The sequence below is a fragment of the Thioreductor micantisoli genome (assembly GCF_055392745.1).
On sequence record NZ_AP043760.1, the window covers coordinates 1,236,366 to 1,253,369 of the forward strand.

Here is a 17,004-nt window from a genome sequence, read left to right on the forward strand (position 1 = left end):
AAAATTAAAAAGGCTTTATTATCAGATTAGATATTTATTTAAAAGAAAAAATTAATTCAAGTAGAAATCAAATAACAAACTTAATTAAGAGTGGTTTTGTAAAAGTAAATAATAAACCTATTATAAAGCCCTCTTTTAAAGTTAGTCAAAATGATAAAATAGAATATGAAATCCAAACTTTAGAAGAGCCAAAAGATTATAAAGTAGATTTTGATGTAGATATTATTTATGAAGATGATGAAATTTTAGTAGTAAATAAACCTCCATATTTAGTAGTTCACCCTGCTCCTAGTGTAAAAGAAGCTACTCTTGTGGATTGGCTAAAATCAAAAAATATCCGTCTTTCCACTATTTCTGGCGAAGAAAGACACGGAATAGTCCATAGAATTGACAAAGAAACTAGTGGTGCTTTAGTTATAGCTAAAACAAATGAAGCACATCAATTTTTGAGTGAGCAATTAAGTGATAAAAGTATGGGAAGATATTATTTAGGTATAATTGATTTACCATTAAAAGAAGATATAGAAATTGATAGACCAATAGGTAGAAATCCTAAAAATAGATTAAAAAATACCATTATTCATAATGGTAAAATAGCAAAAACAAGGTTTATAAAACTGTGTGGAGAGAAAGAAGAATTAATAGCTTGTAAACTATTTACAGGAAGAACTCATCAAATAAGAGTTCATTTAAATTCTATAAACAGACACATTATTGGGGATGAATTATATGGTGCGAAGGAAAGTTCGGATAGAATTTTGCTTCATGCTTATATATTATATCTTATACATCCAAAAACAAAAAAATTGATGCAATTTACTGCACCACTTTTTGATGATATGAAAGAAAAAATAAATCAAATTTGCAAGGAAGAAATAAATGAAAAACTTAATGAAAACTACATTATCTCTAGGTTCGCTAATTTTACTAATTACAGGTTGTACTCCTAATCAGCCAATTAAAAGTTCACCAAATATTAAACAAGTAGGATATGTACACTCTTTATCTGATAGAAATGCCATTGCTTTAGAATGGGGAATAGTAAATAGAGAAAACATTGCAGGATATTATATTCAAAGAAGTAAAGATAAAAAACACTATGAAACAATTGAAAAAATAAAAAATAGATATCAAACTCACTGGAGTGATACTGATGTAAAACCAAATCATACATATTTCTATAAAATATCAACTTACAATCAAAAAGGTATCCCATCTTTTGCAAAATTTATTCAAGCTCACACATTAGGACCAATAGAACCTATTCCTTTTATAGCTAATGCAAACTTAAAAGCAAAAGGAATGATAAAAATCGTATTTAGACCAAATCCAAATGAAAGAATTGAAAAATATAAAATTCAAAGATTTAATGATAAAAATGGTGAGTGGAAAACAATAGATACCATAAAACCAAGATTAAGTGCTGAATATATAGATAAAGGATTAGTTGATGGTAAAATTTATCAATATAGAATTATTTCTATAAGTTATGATGGATTAGATTCACTTCCTTCAAAAGTTTTAACAGCCAAAACTTTACAAAAACCTGCGATCATAATTCAAGCAATTGCCACAAATGATTTACCAAAACAAATACATCTAAATTGGAATAGAGTAAAAACAGCCATAAAATATAATATTTACGAGGCAAATTTTCCAACAGGTAATTTTGAATTAAAAGCATCTACAACAAATAATTTTTATAATGATAAAATAAACAAAAACGGAGCAGTTAGATATTATAAGATTACATCTGTTGATAAATATGGTATAGAATCAATGATGCCCCAAAATCCAGTAATGGGCTCAACTCTGTCAATTCCAGCAAAACCAATTGTTTCAATTGTAAGAGGTAATAACTCTATTAAATTTGTATTATCTTCACCAGATGGAAGAGCTGTAAAATATCTAGTTAAAAAAGATGATGGAGATAAAATATTAAAAATTCATAATGTTCATAATGGATGGACTGATACAAACATAAAACCTAAAAAAGATTATACATATAAAATTTATTCAATAGACAAAAATGGGCTTATATCAAATCCAAACGAAGTTGAGGTTAGTTTTTAATGCCTCATTTGTTTATAGATAAATTTAAAAATATTAAATTCCCTGTAAAAAGTGGGGATGTTGAATTTTTATTTAAAGTAGATAATTTAATCGCTTGTAAAATAGATAATAAAACTTTTTTTATCAATGTTAGAAAAAAAGGTGATAAATATTTAGTTAAATATGACAAAATCACTCGTCCTATTTCTTCATTACTAAAAAAAGCATATAAAGAATTTGTAAATTTAACAGATGCTAAAATTATAACTTCAAATGTGGAAGGAATTAGAGATAAAATTCCAAATAGTGAAGAATATATGCTTACAATCAATAATAAATTTGATTTCAATAAAGAAATAATTGTAGAAATTGGATTTGGAAGTGGAACTCATTTGCTTCATTTGGCTAAAACTTACCCTGATAAAACAATTATAGGAATAGAAATTCACAAACCTTCAATTGAGCAAATTTTAAGAAGAATAAAACATGAAAATATTACGAATATTAGAGTTATTGATTATGATGGAAGATTAGTTTTAAGTAAAATTGATTCAAATAAAGTTCATTCTATTTATGTTCATTTTCCAGTTCCTTGGGATAAAAAACCTCATAGAAGAGTAATTAGTAAATATTTTATAAATGAAGCTATAAGAGTGCTTAAAAAAGATGGATTTTTACACTTAAGAACTGATAGCGATAACTATTTTGAATATAGTTTCAATAAATTTATGAATTTAAATCAAAATGAACTTAAAATTTATAAAAATAGAAATCTAGAAGTAGTAAGTAAATATGAATCTAGATGGAAAAGATTGGAGAAAAATATTTATGATATTTTTCTTATAAATAATGATATTTCCAAAGATTTAAACGAAGAATTTGATTTTAGTTTCGGGTGTTTAGATGCTACAAAAGCTGAAAAAAAGGCATATATTTTTGATGAATTTGTAATACATTTTGAAAGAATTGAAAAAATTGATGAAGAAAATTATTTACTAAAAGTAACAATGGGTGCTTTTGAAAGACCTGAACATTTATATATAATCGCTGGTAAAAAAAGTTACTATTTCAACAAACCAATTAAACACAAACTAAATCAAAAAGTACATAATACATTAAAAGGTATATTGAAATGTCAAAAGTCATAACAGCTAAAAATCTAAAACTTGGATATAAAAATGAAGATATTATAAAAGATTCTTCATTTTCCATAAATACTGGTGAATTTGTATTTCTAACAGGTGCAAGTGGAACTGGTAAAACTACAATATTAAAGCATTTATATGGGGAACTAAAACCAAAAGATGGATTTTTACAAATTGGTAATTTTAATATGAATAAAATATCACATTCTCAATTATTATATTTAAGAAGATTTATAGGAATTGTATTTCAAGATTACAAATTAATAAAAGATTGGACTATTGAAAAAAATGTGAAATTACCACTAATTATAGCTGGTATGAAAGAAGAAAAAACACAAAAAAAAGTAGATAAACTTTTGGCAAAAGTTAAATTAAGTCATAAAGCTGAGCATTATCCATATGAATTAAGCGGTGGTGAACAACAAAGAGCAGCAGTTATTAGAGCAATAATCAATGAACCTGTGATAATATTAGCAGATGAACCAACAGGAAATTTGGACGATTTTTCTGCAAAAATAGTAATGGATTTATTTGCATACGCAAATCAACTTGGAATAACAATTTTAATCGCTACTCACCATTTACCTAAAGACTTTCATATTAAATATAGGAATATTCACATAGAAGGGAAAAAAATTTATGAATTATCTTAAGAACCATTTGTCTCTAATTTTAGCACTTATTTCAATACTTTTTAGTATAGAAGTATATTTTATTTTCAATAAAATTGTAGCTAATTACTCTCAAAAAATAGCAAATAATTATACTATAATTGTAGTTAGCAATAAACCTCTAAAAAATTTAAACTTAAAAAAAATATCTGAAATAGAGTCAATTAATATAGAAAATTCACTCCAAAATTTGAAACAAAATCTTCAAGGATTTGATATTAATAAATTAAAATCTGAACTTCCTTACTTTTATAAACTTCATTTTTCTAAATTTCCTACTCCAAATGAGATCAAACAATTAACAATAAAACTAAAAGACATTCCATCAATCAAAAAAATTGAAACTTTTAGAGCTAATCAAAACAGAATTTATAATCTTTTAGTTCTTACAAAAACAATTTCAATTATTTTTATGACAATTATTTTATTTATTTCATTTTTATTAATTCTAAAACAGATGGAAGTTTGGAAATTAGAACATAATGAAAGAATGTACATTATGGATCTATTTGGTGCTCCTTTTTTATTGAAAAGTGGTGTCTTACTAAGACTTGCAATAGTTGATTCTATAATCTCTGTCGTAATTATAGGTATCATTCTTCTATTTATATTAAATTCTAATATATATCAAAATCTTCTAAATCAACTAGGCATAACAATAAATGTAAATATTATAAAAAACTTAGCTCTATTTTTCGGTATTAGTATAATTCTTTCTATAATTTCTACAATGATTGTAATTTTTTCTAAAAAGAGTAAAAATTGATAAAAATTATTTTTATTTTCCTTTCTTTAACTCTATATGCCTCAAACATAAAAACAAAAATAATAAAAACAAAATCCAATATTGTTTTTACAAAAAATAGAATATCAAATATGAATTCAACGCTAGATAAATTAGTAAAACAAATAAATCAGCAAACAGATATTTTAAATAATATAAATAATAAAATATCTAAATTAAACAATAAAATTAATTTATTAAAAGAAACTCTTAATAATAACAATAAAAATTTACAAAAATTACAAAATCAAAAAACAGAGCTTGAACAACAAAAAGAAAAATTACAAAAAGAAGTCATTGAATTTATTTCAAATAATTATACAGCCCAAAAACAAGAAATTTCTTCTGTAGATGATTTAATCAATAGTGAAATTTTACTTACTGTTAGTAAAATAAGTGGTAAAAAAATGTCATCTATAGCTTCATTATATTCACAAATTAATTCAAAAATAACAAATATTACAAAACTTATAGATATGATTAAAAATTCAGCTACTCTTTTAGAAAAGAAAAAACAAGAATTAGCTAAATTAAAACAACAACAATATCAAAAATTGAGTATATTAAATACAAAAAAATTTACTTATAAAAAAAAATTACATAAATTAATTTATGAACAAAACAGAATGCAAAATCAACTTGCAAAACTAAATATTATTCAAAAAGAAACTGCAAAAAAAGCAAGAGAAGCAGCAAAAAGAAGAGCAGAAATAGCATACAATAAAAAAATTAAATATAATAGAAAAACTAAATATAATAGTGCCGCTGATAAAGTAAAAGTAAAAGATTATGGAAATGTTTATATGAAAACAAGAACTGCAAGATATAGAGGAACTAAAACAATTCCACCTGTAAAAAATGCTAAAATTATTAAAAAATTTGGTGCTTACATAGACCCGATTTATCATATTTCACTTTATAATGATTCTATCACTTTACAAACGAAGCCAAATGCAAAAGTTCGAGCTATATTTAAGGGGAGAGTTGTATTTGTAAGCAATCAAAACAACAACAAAATGATAGTAATAGAACATAGAAATCATTTACATTCTGTTTATGCAAAACTTAATAGAATATCCCCTTTTATCAAAAAAGGTTATAGAGTTAGAAAGAACGACATAATCGCAAAAACAGATGGAAAATTAGAATTTGAAGTAACTTATAAAACTTATCCAATTAATCCATTGAAAGTTATAAATTTAAAATAAAAGGAATTTAATGAAAGAAATATTATTTGACACGATTTCAATTATAACTATTCTAAACCCTTTGGCGGCAGCAGCTATTATGCTCTCCCTTGTAAAATACTCTGAAATAAAAGAAGTATCATTTAAAGCAAGTTTATCTGTTTTTATAGCTTCTGTTGTTACAATGTTAGCGGGTGGATTAATACTTAAATTTTTTGGTGTTAATATTCCTTCTATAAAAGCAATTGGTGGAGTTGTTTTATTGATAATTTCACTCAATATGGTGCAAGGTAAATCAATCGTAGCAACAAATTCTACAGAAGATGAGCATGAAGCAGCTAAAGATTTAGATAACATATCTATCATTCCGTTAGCTATTCCAATTTTATTTGGACCTGGACTAATCACAACTATTATAGTTTTAAACGCAAAAGAACATACTATTACTGGAAAATCAATATTATTTATTTCTATTTTATTATCTTCAATTATTACTTATATAATTTTAAGGAATTCTTCTTCTATATCAAAATTTTTAGGTATAAATGGACTTAAAATACTAACTAGAGTTATGGGACTTCTTATTGGAGCAATTGCATTTCTATTTTTAGTAGGAGGAGTTAAAGCTTTATGGCTAATGAGTTAGCCTTCACTATTTATAAGCTCAAATTCTCTCTTTTCTTCATTATATTGGAAAACATCCCCTGTCTCAATTACATAATACCATCCGATTACATTTAACTTTCCACTTTTCAATCTCTCTTCCACACACGGATAAGTAGTAAGATTTTCAATCTGTTTTAAGATATTTAATTGCTCTGTTTGAAATTCTTTCTCTTCTTTTGATAAATTTTTAGCTAAAACTCTGTTTTTTACCTCATCTGCCAATTCAAGCCAAGCTTTTACATTTGGCATTTTATTTAATTTTTCTTCTGGATAATACAATGCTTTACAACCACCACAATTGCTATGCCCACAAACAACAATATTATCTACTTCAAGTTTATTTACCGCATATTCTATAATAGAAGCTGTACATTTAAACCCCTCATTTGTAGCTCTATGAGGTGGCACCATATTTCCTATGTTTCTAATTACAAAAAGCTCACCTGGTAATGTTTTTGTGATTAAATTGGGAACTACTCTTGAATCACTACAACCAATATAAAGTGTATGAGGGTCTTGATGTTCTGCTATTTCATCAAAAATATCTTTATGCTCTTCCAAAAATTCATCTTTAAATTTTACAACTCCATCTAATAATCTTTTCATTTTAGCTCCTTTTTATTATTTTTTTCGCATTCACTATTTAAAATATTATTACACATTTCATCAAAAATATATTTATGAGCAAAAAAGAATGAATACCAATAAATAAAAGACATTGATCTTGTAGGTAAAAAATATGCAGTAAGAGCAAAAATATATTCATCATTTTCTTTTATAATTTTTCCTTGTAACCACCCAACTCCTGGCATTTTCATAGTTGATTTAAAACGAATTAATTTTTCACTTGGAGTATTTTTAAGTGCTGTAACAACCCAAAAATCAAATGTATCTCCTACTCTAACATTATCAGGCTTTACAACTCTTTTACCAAGTCCTCTACCTCCAAGAAATCTATCAATTAAAGCTCGAGTTTTCCACATCCACATAGGAGAAAAATATCCACATTTTCTATAATTTAAACTTTTTAGATTATAAAACACCTTATCAACTTCATTAGCTGAAATTTTTCTTTTTACTTTTTCTTTAAGTAAATTTCCTTGTTTTAAAGCAGTTGAAAATTGTTTTACTCTAAATATATTAAATACTGAATATTCATATGGTACATTCCATTTACACTCAATTTCACAATTTTCCATTCTTTTAACTGCAATTTGTATAGCTGTTTTATAATCAGTTGGATTAGGTACTAATTTCGTATCTCTATATTTTCCTATTAAAGCATCACTATAAACACTCTCAACTAATGGTTTTATCATATGAGATTCTATTCCACTGATTCTTGACATTATAAAAGCTAAAAAAGATGGATTATTTATTATATTATTTATAAATTTAGGTAATTTAATAAGTTTTATATTTTTATGTAAAATTTCTTTTGCATAAATTTGCACCATTTGAGTATATGTTAAAGCGTCATTATTACCTATTTCTATTATTTTATTATAATATTCTTTATTATCTATAACTTTTACAAGTGCATCTAAAATATCATCAATAAATGTTATATTTGCTTTTCCTTCATTCTTAATTTCAGGTAAAACAGGCATAATATTAGCAGCGGATTTAATAAGTTCAAAGCTCATAGACCCAGCGCCAACAATAATCCCTGCTCTCATTTCAGTTACATTTTTATGATATTTTCTTAGATAATCAGCTGTTTCTTGTCTTGAAATAAGATGTCTTGATACATTTTTATCATTTCTATCACCAAATCCTCCTAAATAAATTATCTGTTTTACTCCAGCTTTTGTGGACGCCATAGCTACAAGAGATGCTAAATCATTATCTTTTTTTCTATAATTTTGTTTAGTTTCACTTAAAGAATGAATTAGATAAAAAGCTACTTCAACTCCTTTTAAATTCTCCACTATCTCATCAAAATAAGAAATAGATAATTCTTGTTCTACTACACAAATATTTGGTTTTACCCCTATAAAAAAGGGGTTATTCGTATTAGTATATTCCAAACTTCTAATATTTCTAGCAAAAAGTGTAAGTTTATAATCTTCATTATATAAAGTTCTTGTAAGTCTTTTACCTATATATCCATTTGAACCAAAAATAGCTATTTTCATTATTTTCCCTTTAATATATTTTTATAATTTTTATAAATTGGTTCATCTACAAAAAATCCATCTATTGTAAACACTCCTTCTTTTTCAAACTTTTCAACAATCATTTTTGCATATTCTATATCTATTTTAAAAACCTCATTTGCTATCTCAACTTGCTTAGGTGTTATACACCCAATTCCAGCAAATCCATAAGATTTTTGAATTTCACACCAATTTTTAAATCCATCTAAATCTTTATATTTTTGATAAACAAACCCCACAGGAGTAATTCCTAAATACCTACTATTCAAACTAAAATCAATCAAAATTTTATGAATTAATTGATTATCTTCTCTTATTAAAGAGTGATTTAAATTAAGCTCATTAAATAGATCTAAAATACCTAAATAAAAGCCTTTAATTTGTGAATATCTAAACTTTTTTAGATTAAAAAACATTTCTTTAGTCTCTACTGAAAGATGAATATCATTATTAGTCATTTCAAAAACTTTTTCTAACTCCTGTGTAGAATTGATTTTTGGAACTCTAAAAGCTACATCAAACTCATTTAAAGTTTCAATCTCTTTAAATCCAGTTTCATAAAGAGAATTAATTCTAACTACTATTTTTTTATTTGTTCCTTTTTTTAAAACTTTTACTATATTCTTAAGTGCTATCTCCTTTTTATCTTTTGGCACTCCATCTTCGAGATTTAGCATTATAGTGGCATTAATTTCATCTATTTTTGAAAGATGTTTTTCATTATGAGCCGAAACCATTAAATAATTCATATTCATTTTTTACCTTTATGCAAATAATTATAGATAGATTTTATCTCATCATCTACTAAATATCCATACTTTGGCATAGCAGAATAATTTAAAGTTTTAAATTTTCCTTTTTTTAAAACTTTAGAATATTTAACTTTATTATAAAATATTTCATAACTTACTTTTGTAATATTTGGTGCGATTAATTTCTCTTTTTCACCTGTTTTATCATCTACATAAGTTGCAATCAATTTACCTTTTCCACCTTTTCCATGACATTTAGCACAACTAATTCCTCTTGGATTATTATAAAGCATTTCGCCATACTCCAAATTAGAAATAAAACTCTCTGCCAACAAAAAAATTGGTAAAATCAAAAAAATTAGTTTCATTACTTCCCTTTTATGGTAAAATTTCAATATTATAACTTAAAGGACTAACTATGACAATACTGGACGGTAAAAAGTTATCAGAAAAAATCAAAAATGAAGTAAAAATTGAAGCTGAAAATCTAAAAAAAGAAGGAATTACTCCTGGACTTGCTGTTATTTTAGTAGGAGAAGATCCTGCAAGCCAAGTTTATGTAAAAATGAAAGCAAAATCTTGCAAAGATAGTGGAATTTATAGTGTTGTTCACGAATTCCCTGCAACTATCACACAAAAAGAATTATTGGATACAATTGAAAGAATAAATCAAAATCCAAATATTCAAGGACTACTAATTCAACTTCCACTTCCAAAACACATCGACCCTACAATCGTTCTTGAAGCAGTGGCACCCGAAAAAGATGTAGATGGATTTCATCCATACAATGTAGGAAGATTAGTTGCAGGACTTGATAGTTTTGCACCTTGTACTCCATTAGGTGTTATGGAAATGTTCAAAGAATATAATATTGATGTAAAAGGACTTGATGCATGCGTAGTAGGTGCAAGTAATATCGTAGGTAAACCTATGCAAGCATTGCTTTTAAATAAATTTGCAACTGTTGATATTTGTCATATTTACACAAAAAATTTAGCAGAACATACAAAAAGAGCTGATATTGTTATAGTTGGAGTTGGAAAACCTAACTTAATTACAACTGACATGATAAAAGATGGAGCAATTGTTGTAGATATTGGAATTAACAGATTAGAAAGTGGAAAATTAGTTGGTGATGTTGATTTTGAAAATGTATCTAAAAAAGCTAGTTTCATAACACCAGTTCCAGGTGGAGTGGGACCTATGACAATCGCAATGCTTCTTAAAAATACGATTAAAGCTACTAAGGCTACTAAATGAAAAAGAAATTAATTAATTTTTACCACTGGTCAAATACATGGACTGGAACTATTGTTTTAGTTCTTATTTTTATGTTTTTTATAGCACAAGCTTTTTTGATTCCAAGTGGAAGTATGAAAAATACTCTTCTTATTCATGATGCACTTTTTGCTAAAAAATTTGCTTATGGAGTGCCAATTCCTCATATTCCTTGGCTTGAAATCCCAATTTTACCTGATTTTAGAGGAGATGGACATTTGATTGATGGCCCTAAACCCAAAAGAGGAGATATTGTAATTTTTAGATATCCAAAAAGTATAAAAATGCATTTCGTAAAAAGATGTGTAGCTAGAGGTGGGGATAAACTTTTTGTAAAAAATAAACTATTATATTTAAGAATTGCAAATAATGATGAAAAAACAGTAGCATTTGCTAAAAAAATGAAAGCAAAAATAGTAGAAGTAAATGGAGAAAAATTTGCTCTAAATCCATATATGACAATGCATCCTGGTGTTCATCATGACCCAAAAGTAAATGAAATAATGGAATTTGATGCACCTGTATTTAATTATGGTCCGATTATTGTTCCAAAAAATCAATTTTTTATGATGGGGGATAATAGAGACCACAGTGATGATAGTAGATTTTGGGGAACAGTTAAATACAAATACATCGTTGGAAAACCTTGGTTTATCTATATGAGTTGGGATAAAAACTACAAAATTAGATGGAATCGTGTAGGAAAAACTATGGATGAACTTGAAGAAGATCTAAGAAATAAAACACTTACAGTCGCTAAAATAGATAAAGATGAAAAATGATTGATATTATAAATTTTACTGCAATGGCTTTAGCTTTAGGTATTGCTGTTATTGGACATGAAATTATGCATGGATTTGTAGCGAAACTTTTCGGAGATTTAACTGCTACAAATGCAGGAAGATTAAGTATAAATCCACTTAAACATATTGATATAGTTGGGACTATAATTTTCCCAATTTTTTTATTTCTTTCTCAAAAAATGATGGGAGTAACTAGTCCAATCATTTTTGGTTGGGCAAAACCGGTTCCAGTGAATATGTTTACAATTATTAAAAATGGCGGTTTTTTAGCAGGAACTGCCGTAAGTTTAGCAGGTGTTACTTATAACTTTATTCTAGCAATTATTGCTTCATTTTTTATACATTTTGAACCAGCTTCATTAATTAGTACTTTTATATTTTATACATTATATTATACAATAGTAATTAATATTATTTTAATGGTATTTAATTTACTTCCAATTCCACCACTTGATGGTGCAAATGCTCTTCGTTTTACGGCTAATTACTTCGGAAATAGAAGTATTGGTGAATTTTTTGATAAAATTGGAAATTATGGAATGTTTATAGTTTTAATTTTACTATTTACTCCCTTATCAAATTATATTTTCGAGCCTGCTATGGAGTTAATTCACTATTTAATAAAATAAAGCTTTTTGCTTTATTTATAAACATCCTTTTTTATGATAAAATAATCATAGTTTTTTTAGTTTACTTTGCTATAATTATAAAAAATTAAAGGAGAAAAAATGAATATTAGTAAAATAAAAGTAGGAAGTAACCCTGATAAAGTAAATGCTCTAATCGAAATCCCGGTAGGAAGCAATATTAAATATGAAATAGATAAAGAAAGTGGTGCTATTGTATTTGATAGAATTATGTATTCAAGTTATCATTATCCAGCAAATTATGGATTTGTACCAAACACACTTGCAAAAGATGGAGACCCAGCGGATATTTTAGTGTTAACTGACTATGCGTTAGTTCCTGGATGTGTAATTGCAGTTAGACTTATTGGAATGCTTGTAATGGAAGATGAAAATGGAATGGATGAAAAATTACTTGCAGTGCCTGTTACAAAACTTGACCCAACTTATGAAAACATCAAATCTTACAAAGATTTACCAAAATTAACTCTTGATAGAATTAAAAACTTTTTTGAAACATACAAAGCACTTGAACCTAATAAATGGGTAAAAGTTCAAGATTTCGTAGGTGTTGAAGAAGCTACTAAAATGTTGCAAGATTCTATCGATTCTTATAAAGGTTAAAAATATGTTTGGAAAAAAATTAAAAGAATATGATTTAAAAGATATCGAAAAAGCACAATATGCAAAAATAACAACAAATAAAGGTACTATTTGGGTAAAATTATTCCCAGATGCTGTAGCTAATACTGTTGCAAATTTTGCTCATTTAGCTGAGACTGGATTTTACAACGGGCTTAAATTTCACAGAGTAATCCCTGGATTTATGGCTCAAGGTGGATGTCCTAACACAAGAGAAGGAGCTTCTGGAATGCCTGGGACTGGTGGACCTGATTGGGCTATTAAATGCGAAACTACTTCTGCTAAACAAATAAACAAAAGAGGAAGTATATCAATGGCTCATGCTGGTAAAAACACAGGTGGAAGTCAATTTTTTATCTGTTTTGTTGACTGTCCTCATTTAGATGGTGTTCATACTGTTTTTGGTGGAATTGAAGAAAACGATACTGAAAGTTTCAAAGTATTAGATTCACTTGCACAAAATGACGATATCGAAAAAATAGAAATTTTTGAAAAAAGAGATTAATTTCTCTTTTCCCCTCTCATCATCAAATACCAAATCACAAAAATAGGTACTACAAAATTAATAATAGTTACTAAAACAAGTAATTTTCCAAGTTGTGAATAATCGGCATGTGAAACAACTGCTCCATTTTGTACCACTTCCCTACTAACTACAAAAATTTTATTTAAATATTTAGTAAATAATCCACCAGCTGTTAAAGCCAAATTCATCATACTTGCCATCAAAGCAAACCAAGTAGCTCTTTTACCCTCCGGTGCATAAATAGCAATTAATGTAAGAAGAGGAATCATACTAAGTTCGGCAAATGGGGACTCAGCTGCTGTATCAATTAAAGCAATAGTTTTAGCTCCAAATCCAAAAACATGCTCGGTCCATTGATTCAATCCAAAATACATTCCAACTATTGGCAAAGTTAAAATCGTTCCAACAACTGTAAGCATAATCAAAGTCCAACCAATTGGCTTTTTCGTTATCCAATCACTCAAAAACCACATACCTAAAATAGCAAGCCCTGCTCCAATTTGTGAAAGTGTCCCAAAAAATGCCTTATTAAAATGTAATACATCAATCTCCCACCAAGTAACCCCTGGCCCAACTCCTGGCATCGCACGATATACAAAAATTACAATCGCTGCAATTATAATTTTTCTTTTTGTTTTTTCATCCAAATCATTAATAACATCTTTTATCATATAGCTAATTACTAAAAAGCTCACAACAAAAACTATCTCTTGTGAATATTCAAAATTATTATATCCCATAAACACTACAAAAACTGCAAAAGCTAATCCCCCACATAAAATTTTACAATCAATAGGAGTAGATTTTACTTTATCAAGTTTAACGATGCTAACTCCAATAATTGAAAGAAGTGGCACAAATAGAGAAATCTCAAATATAGTTTCATAAGAAAAAATCTGGGCAAGCCATCCACCAAGCCCAGCAACTATAAATCCAGATATAGTTAAAGCGAGTCTTCCTAAAACCTGCACCATTGCAAGCTCTCGTTCCACTATTTCTTGTGGCTTAGTTCTATCTACCACTTCTGTACTCATCGTATCAGCTACCACATCCTGTAAAACAAATCCAATAACTCCAATTACAGAAGCTAAGATATAAACATATTCAGTAGAAGCAAAATGAACCCAAGATTTATTTCCAGCTAATCCTATCATTAAAATTGTGCTAATAGTAATAAGCCCTGCACCGATATAGACATAAACTCTTCGTTGTGAACCAAAAATTGGTACACTATCGACTAACTGTCCAAATACCATTTTTATAGTCCAAGGTATGCTAAGCCAAACACCTAAACTAACAAGTGCCTCAGCAGTTAAATTTAAATGTTCTTTTACCCAAAAAGTTTCGGCAATACCTGAAAATCCACTTGCACCATATGAAAAATATATCATAAGAAGCGGTAAATATCTAAGTTTAAATGATTTTATTGGATTTAAAAAAGCGGCTTTCAAAGCATTCATATTAAGCCTTTGTAGTATTTATTTCCCAAAAAAGGGAAAAAAGTAATTATCTATGTAGAGGTCTAACTTTGTCAAATGGAGATTCTACAACATTTTTTCTATCTACGATATAAGGAATAAATGCTGCTGCTCTTGCTCTTTTTACTGCTTTTGATAAAGCTTCTTGATGTTTTTTACAAGTTCCAGTAAGTCTGCTTGGCATAATTTTAAATCTTTCACTAACACCAAGTTTTAAAGTTTCTAAGTCTTTATATGAAATAAAATCAATTTTCATATCACAAAATTTACATCTTTTTTTCCCGTATTTTTTTCTTTCTTGCATTTTTTTTCCTTTTAGAATGGTATATCTTCTTCGTCTATATCAATTGACGGTATTTGTGGCTCTTGTTGTGCAGGTGCCGGTTGTTGTTGTGTTTGTGGTTGTGGTTGGTTATTATAATTTTTATTATTATTTTGATAATTTCCACTATTATAATTACCTGCTCCACTATTTTCATTTTTATTATCCATAAATTGCATTCTTTCAGCGATTATTGAATGTTTACTTCTTTTTTGTCCATCATTTCCAGTCCATTGATCTAATACCAATCTTCCTTCAATTAAAACTTTTTTACCTTTTTTTAGCCATTGGTTAGCTGTTTCGGCACTTCTTCCAAACATAGTTATATCAATAAACATAACTTCTTGTTTTTTTTCTTTTGTAACAGTATCATTGTAAGTTCTATTAGTTGCTAAACCGAATTTAGCTACAGCAGTACCACTTGGAGTATATCTAAGCTCTACATCTCGAGTAAGATTCCCTATTAAAATAACTTTATTATACATTTATTTTACTTCTTTTACAGATTTTTCCCACTGAGTTATTTCTTTTTTATTTTCATATTTTACAGTTAAAAATCTAATTACATTTTCATTAATTCTTAAATTTCTTTCAATTTCTTTAATTGCACTACCTGGTGCTGTGAAATAACTAATTGTATAGTATCCTCTTTTGTTTTTTTGGATTTCATAAGCTAAATCTCTCATACCAATATTATCAACTTTTGCAATTTCTCCACCGTTGGCAGTAATAACTGCGTTTACAGTTTCAACTTGTTTACTGTTTTCTTCATCTGTTAATGTTGGTTTAAGAACAAATAGTAGTTCATAATGTTTCATTGTCTTCCTTTTGGTTTTTTAGCCCTTACCTACAAATTATAAGCAATTAATTACTTAAATTCATAAGAGCAAGGATTTTGGAACAAAATTATATCATAATAAAAACTATAATTCAATAAAATTTCAGGAGATTTAAAAATAAAATAATAATCTGAATTGTGATTTGAAATAAAAAAAGGGGTTAGAAGAAGGAAGGGGGGATAAACCTTCTTCTAAAAATGAAAAATAAAATGGGGAAAGATATTAAATAATATATATAAATATAGCAGATAAACTGCTTTTAATATCAAAATGGTGGTCGCTACTGGACTCGAACCAGTGACAACCTGCTTGTAAGGCAGGGACTCTACCAACTGAGCTAAGCGACCATTTGGCGTCCCCTAGGAGATTTGAACTCCTGTCGCCGCCGTGAAAGGGCAGTGTCCTAGACCCCTAGACGAAGGGGACACTCATATTTTATAATAATAAATATTCTACTCTAAAATCTATTTTAGTTAATGAAAAAATAAATTAAAAAGGGAAATTTTTTAGTGGTGACCCGTGTTGGATTCGAACCAACGGCCCATTCCTTAAAAGGGAATTGCTCTACCTACTGAGCTAACGGGTCAATTAAGTGGCGGAGCTGACGGGATTCGAACCCGCTACCCTCGGCGTGACAGGCCGATACTCTAACCAGATGAGCTACAACTCCACTTGATTGACTTTTTATAAATGGTGGTCGCTATTAGACTCGAACTAATGACAACCTGCTTGTAAGGCAGGGACTCTACCAACTGAGCTAAGCGACCAATGAAATGGTGATCCCTACGGGATTCGAACCCGTATCGCCGCCGTGAAAGGGCAGTGTCCTAACCGTTAGACGAAGGGACCAACCTGTTGTCTTAGGACTATTATATTCATCTTTCGATGTTTCACTATTAAAATGGTGACCCGTGTTGGATTCGAACCAACGGCCCATTCCTTAAAAGGGAATTGCTCTACCTACTGAGCTAACGGGTCAATTAAGTGGCGGAGCTGACGGGATTCGAACCCGCTACCCTCGGCGTGACAGGCCGATACTCTAACCAGATGAGCTACAACTCCACTTGATTGAC

At 28.2% G+C, this 17,004-nt stretch carries 20 protein-coding genes and 8 tRNA genes; 12 read left to right on the forward strand and 16 right to left on the reverse strand.

Annotated features, from left to right (window positions below):
- Window positions 1-17: 17 nt before the first annotated feature.
- Genes ACZ5OA_RS06595 through ACZ5OA_RS06625 form a run of 7 tightly spaced genes read left to right on the forward strand, consistent with a single transcriptional unit; the run spans window position 18 to window position 6,485 of the window.
- Window positions 18-950, forward strand: coding sequence for an RluA family pseudouridine synthase (locus ACZ5OA_RS06595; RefSeq protein ID WP_464908332.1), 933 nt, complete (start codon window positions 18-20; stop codon window positions 948-950).
- The gene (locus tag ACZ5OA_RS06600) at window positions 880-2,073 is read left to right on the forward strand and encodes a fibronectin type III domain-containing protein (protein WP_464907086.1); all 1,194 of its coding nucleotides are present in this window, start codon (window positions 880-882) and stop codon (window positions 2,071-2,073) included. Before ACZ5OA_RS06595 ends, ACZ5OA_RS06600 begins: the two co-directional genes overlap by 71 nt.
- Entirely contained in the window at window positions 2,073-3,200 is a 1,128-nt protein-coding gene (trmB, locus tag ACZ5OA_RS06605; RefSeq protein WP_464907087.1) for a tRNA (guanosine(46)-N7)-methyltransferase TrmB, read from the forward strand. Before ACZ5OA_RS06600 ends, trmB begins: the two co-directional genes overlap by 1 nt.
- The gene (locus tag ACZ5OA_RS06610) at window positions 3,185-3,850 is read left to right on the forward strand and encodes a cell division ATP-binding protein FtsE (protein WP_464907088.1); all 666 of its coding nucleotides are present in this window, start codon (window positions 3,185-3,187) and stop codon (window positions 3,848-3,850) included. The genes trmB and ACZ5OA_RS06610 overlap by 16 nt, the downstream gene beginning before the upstream one ends.
- Window positions 3,837-4,634, forward strand: coding sequence for a hypothetical protein (locus ACZ5OA_RS06615; protein ID WP_464907089.1), 798 nt, complete (start codon window positions 3,837-3,839; stop codon window positions 4,632-4,634). Before ACZ5OA_RS06610 ends, ACZ5OA_RS06615 begins: the two co-directional genes overlap by 14 nt.
- The gene (locus ACZ5OA_RS06620) at window positions 4,631-5,860 is read left to right on the forward strand and encodes a murein hydrolase activator EnvC family protein (RefSeq protein ID WP_464907090.1); all 1,230 of its coding nucleotides are present in this window, start codon (window positions 4,631-4,633) and stop codon (window positions 5,858-5,860) included. Before ACZ5OA_RS06615 ends, ACZ5OA_RS06620 begins: the two co-directional genes overlap by 4 nt.
- 10 nt (window positions 5,861-5,870) lie before the next feature.
- On the forward strand, window positions 5,871-6,485 hold the full coding sequence (locus ACZ5OA_RS06625) for a MarC family protein (RefSeq protein ID WP_464907091.1): 615 nt from the start codon (window positions 5,871-5,873) through the stop codon (window positions 6,483-6,485).
- Here the strand turns inward: ACZ5OA_RS06625 and ACZ5OA_RS06630 are convergent.
- Genes ACZ5OA_RS06630 through ACZ5OA_RS06645 form a run of 4 tightly spaced genes read right to left on the reverse strand, consistent with a single transcriptional unit; the run spans window position 6,482 to window position 9,784 of the window.
- Window positions 6,482-7,111: a carbonic anhydrase gene (locus tag ACZ5OA_RS06630; protein WP_464907092.1), complete on the reverse strand. Its 630-nt coding sequence runs from the start codon at window positions 7,109-7,111 to the stop codon at window positions 6,482-6,484. The genes ACZ5OA_RS06625 and ACZ5OA_RS06630 overlap by 4 nt on opposite strands.
- Window positions 7,108-8,643 carry a DUF2867 domain-containing protein gene (locus ACZ5OA_RS06635; protein ID WP_464907093.1) on the reverse strand — a complete coding sequence of 512 codons (1,536 nt, stop codon included), beginning with the start codon at window positions 8,641-8,643 and terminating at the stop codon, window positions 7,108-7,110. The genes ACZ5OA_RS06630 and ACZ5OA_RS06635 overlap by 4 nt, the downstream gene beginning before the upstream one ends.
- On the reverse strand, window positions 8,643-9,419 hold the full coding sequence (locus ACZ5OA_RS06640) for an HpcH/HpaI aldolase/citrate lyase family protein (protein WP_464907094.1): 777 nt from the start codon (window positions 9,417-9,419) through the stop codon (window positions 8,643-8,645). Before ACZ5OA_RS06640 ends, ACZ5OA_RS06635 begins: the two co-directional genes overlap by 1 nt.
- Window positions 9,416-9,784 (reverse strand): c-type cytochrome, encoded by a 369-nt coding sequence (locus tag ACZ5OA_RS06645; protein WP_464907095.1) that lies wholly within the window; start codon window positions 9,782-9,784, stop codon window positions 9,416-9,418. The genes ACZ5OA_RS06640 and ACZ5OA_RS06645 overlap by 4 nt, the downstream gene beginning before the upstream one ends.
- Before the next feature lie 50 nt (window positions 9,785-9,834).
- Here ACZ5OA_RS06645 and folD point away from each other — a divergent pair, with 50 nt between their 5' ends.
- From folD to ACZ5OA_RS06670, 5 genes are all read left to right on the forward strand, one after another.
- Window positions 9,835-10,677 (forward strand): bifunctional methylenetetrahydrofolate dehydrogenase/methenyltetrahydrofolate cyclohydrolase FolD, encoded by an 843-nt coding sequence (gene folD, locus ACZ5OA_RS06650; protein WP_464907096.1) that lies wholly within the window; start codon window positions 9,835-9,837, stop codon window positions 10,675-10,677.
- Window positions 10,674-11,477: a signal peptidase I gene (gene lepB, locus ACZ5OA_RS06655; RefSeq protein WP_464907097.1), complete on the forward strand. Its 804-nt coding sequence runs from the start codon at window positions 10,674-10,676 to the stop codon at window positions 11,475-11,477. The genes folD and lepB overlap by 4 nt, the downstream gene beginning before the upstream one ends.
- Complete coding sequence (locus ACZ5OA_RS06660; RefSeq protein ID WP_464907098.1) at window positions 11,474-12,127, forward strand: site-2 protease family protein; 654 nt, start codon at window positions 11,474-11,476, stop codon at window positions 12,125-12,127. Before lepB ends, ACZ5OA_RS06660 begins: the two co-directional genes overlap by 4 nt.
- A gap of 99 nt (window positions 12,128-12,226) precedes the next feature.
- Complete coding sequence (gene ppa, locus ACZ5OA_RS06665) at window positions 12,227-12,748, forward strand: inorganic diphosphatase (RefSeq protein ID WP_464907099.1); 522 nt, start codon at window positions 12,227-12,229, stop codon at window positions 12,746-12,748.
- A 4-nt stretch (window positions 12,749-12,752) separates the two neighbouring features.
- Window positions 12,753-13,271: a peptidylprolyl isomerase gene (locus tag ACZ5OA_RS06670; RefSeq protein ID WP_464907100.1), complete on the forward strand. Its 519-nt coding sequence runs from the start codon at window positions 12,753-12,755 to the stop codon at window positions 13,269-13,271.
- Here the strand turns inward: ACZ5OA_RS06670 and ACZ5OA_RS06675 are convergent.
- The 12 genes from ACZ5OA_RS06675 to ACZ5OA_RS06730 form a co-directional block, all read right to left on the reverse strand.
- Window positions 13,268-14,752 (reverse strand): MFS transporter, encoded by a 1,485-nt coding sequence (locus ACZ5OA_RS06675; protein ID WP_464907101.1) that lies wholly within the window; start codon window positions 14,750-14,752, stop codon window positions 13,268-13,270. The genes ACZ5OA_RS06670 and ACZ5OA_RS06675 overlap by 4 nt on opposite strands.
- A gap of 46 nt (window positions 14,753-14,798) precedes the next feature.
- Window positions 14,799-15,074 (reverse strand): 30S ribosomal protein S18, encoded by a 276-nt coding sequence (rpsR, locus tag ACZ5OA_RS06680; protein WP_464907102.1) that lies wholly within the window; start codon window positions 15,072-15,074, stop codon window positions 14,799-14,801.
- Window positions 15,075-15,085: 11 nt separating this feature from the next.
- On the reverse strand, window positions 15,086-15,577 hold the full coding sequence (gene ssb / locus ACZ5OA_RS06685; protein ID WP_464907103.1) for a single-stranded DNA-binding protein: 492 nt from the start codon (window positions 15,575-15,577) through the stop codon (window positions 15,086-15,088).
- Window positions 15,578-15,910, reverse strand: coding sequence for a 30S ribosomal protein S6 (gene rpsF / locus ACZ5OA_RS06690; protein WP_464907104.1), 333 nt, complete (start codon window positions 15,908-15,910; stop codon window positions 15,578-15,580).
- A 292-nt stretch (window positions 15,911-16,202) separates the two neighbouring features.
- Window positions 16,203-16,278, reverse strand: a tRNA-Val gene (locus ACZ5OA_RS06695).
- 3 nt (window positions 16,279-16,281) lie between these two features.
- Window positions 16,282-16,357 (reverse strand) — tRNA-Glu (locus tag ACZ5OA_RS06700).
- Window positions 16,358-16,441: 84 nt separating this feature from the next.
- A tRNA-Lys gene (locus ACZ5OA_RS06705) sits at window positions 16,442-16,517 on the reverse strand.
- 7 nt (window positions 16,518-16,524) lie between these two features.
- A tRNA-Asp gene (locus ACZ5OA_RS06710) sits at window positions 16,525-16,601 on the reverse strand.
- Between the two features lie 21 nt (window positions 16,602-16,622).
- Window positions 16,623-16,698: transfer RNA gene (locus ACZ5OA_RS06715), tRNA-Val, on the reverse strand.
- A gap of 7 nt (window positions 16,699-16,705) precedes the next feature.
- A tRNA-Glu gene (locus ACZ5OA_RS06720) sits at window positions 16,706-16,780 on the reverse strand.
- A 53-nt stretch (window positions 16,781-16,833) separates the two neighbouring features.
- Window positions 16,834-16,909, reverse strand: a tRNA-Lys gene (locus ACZ5OA_RS06725).
- Window positions 16,910-16,916: 7 nt separating this feature from the next.
- A tRNA-Asp gene (locus ACZ5OA_RS06730) sits at window positions 16,917-16,993 on the reverse strand.
- Window positions 16,994-17,004: the final 11 nt, after the last annotated feature.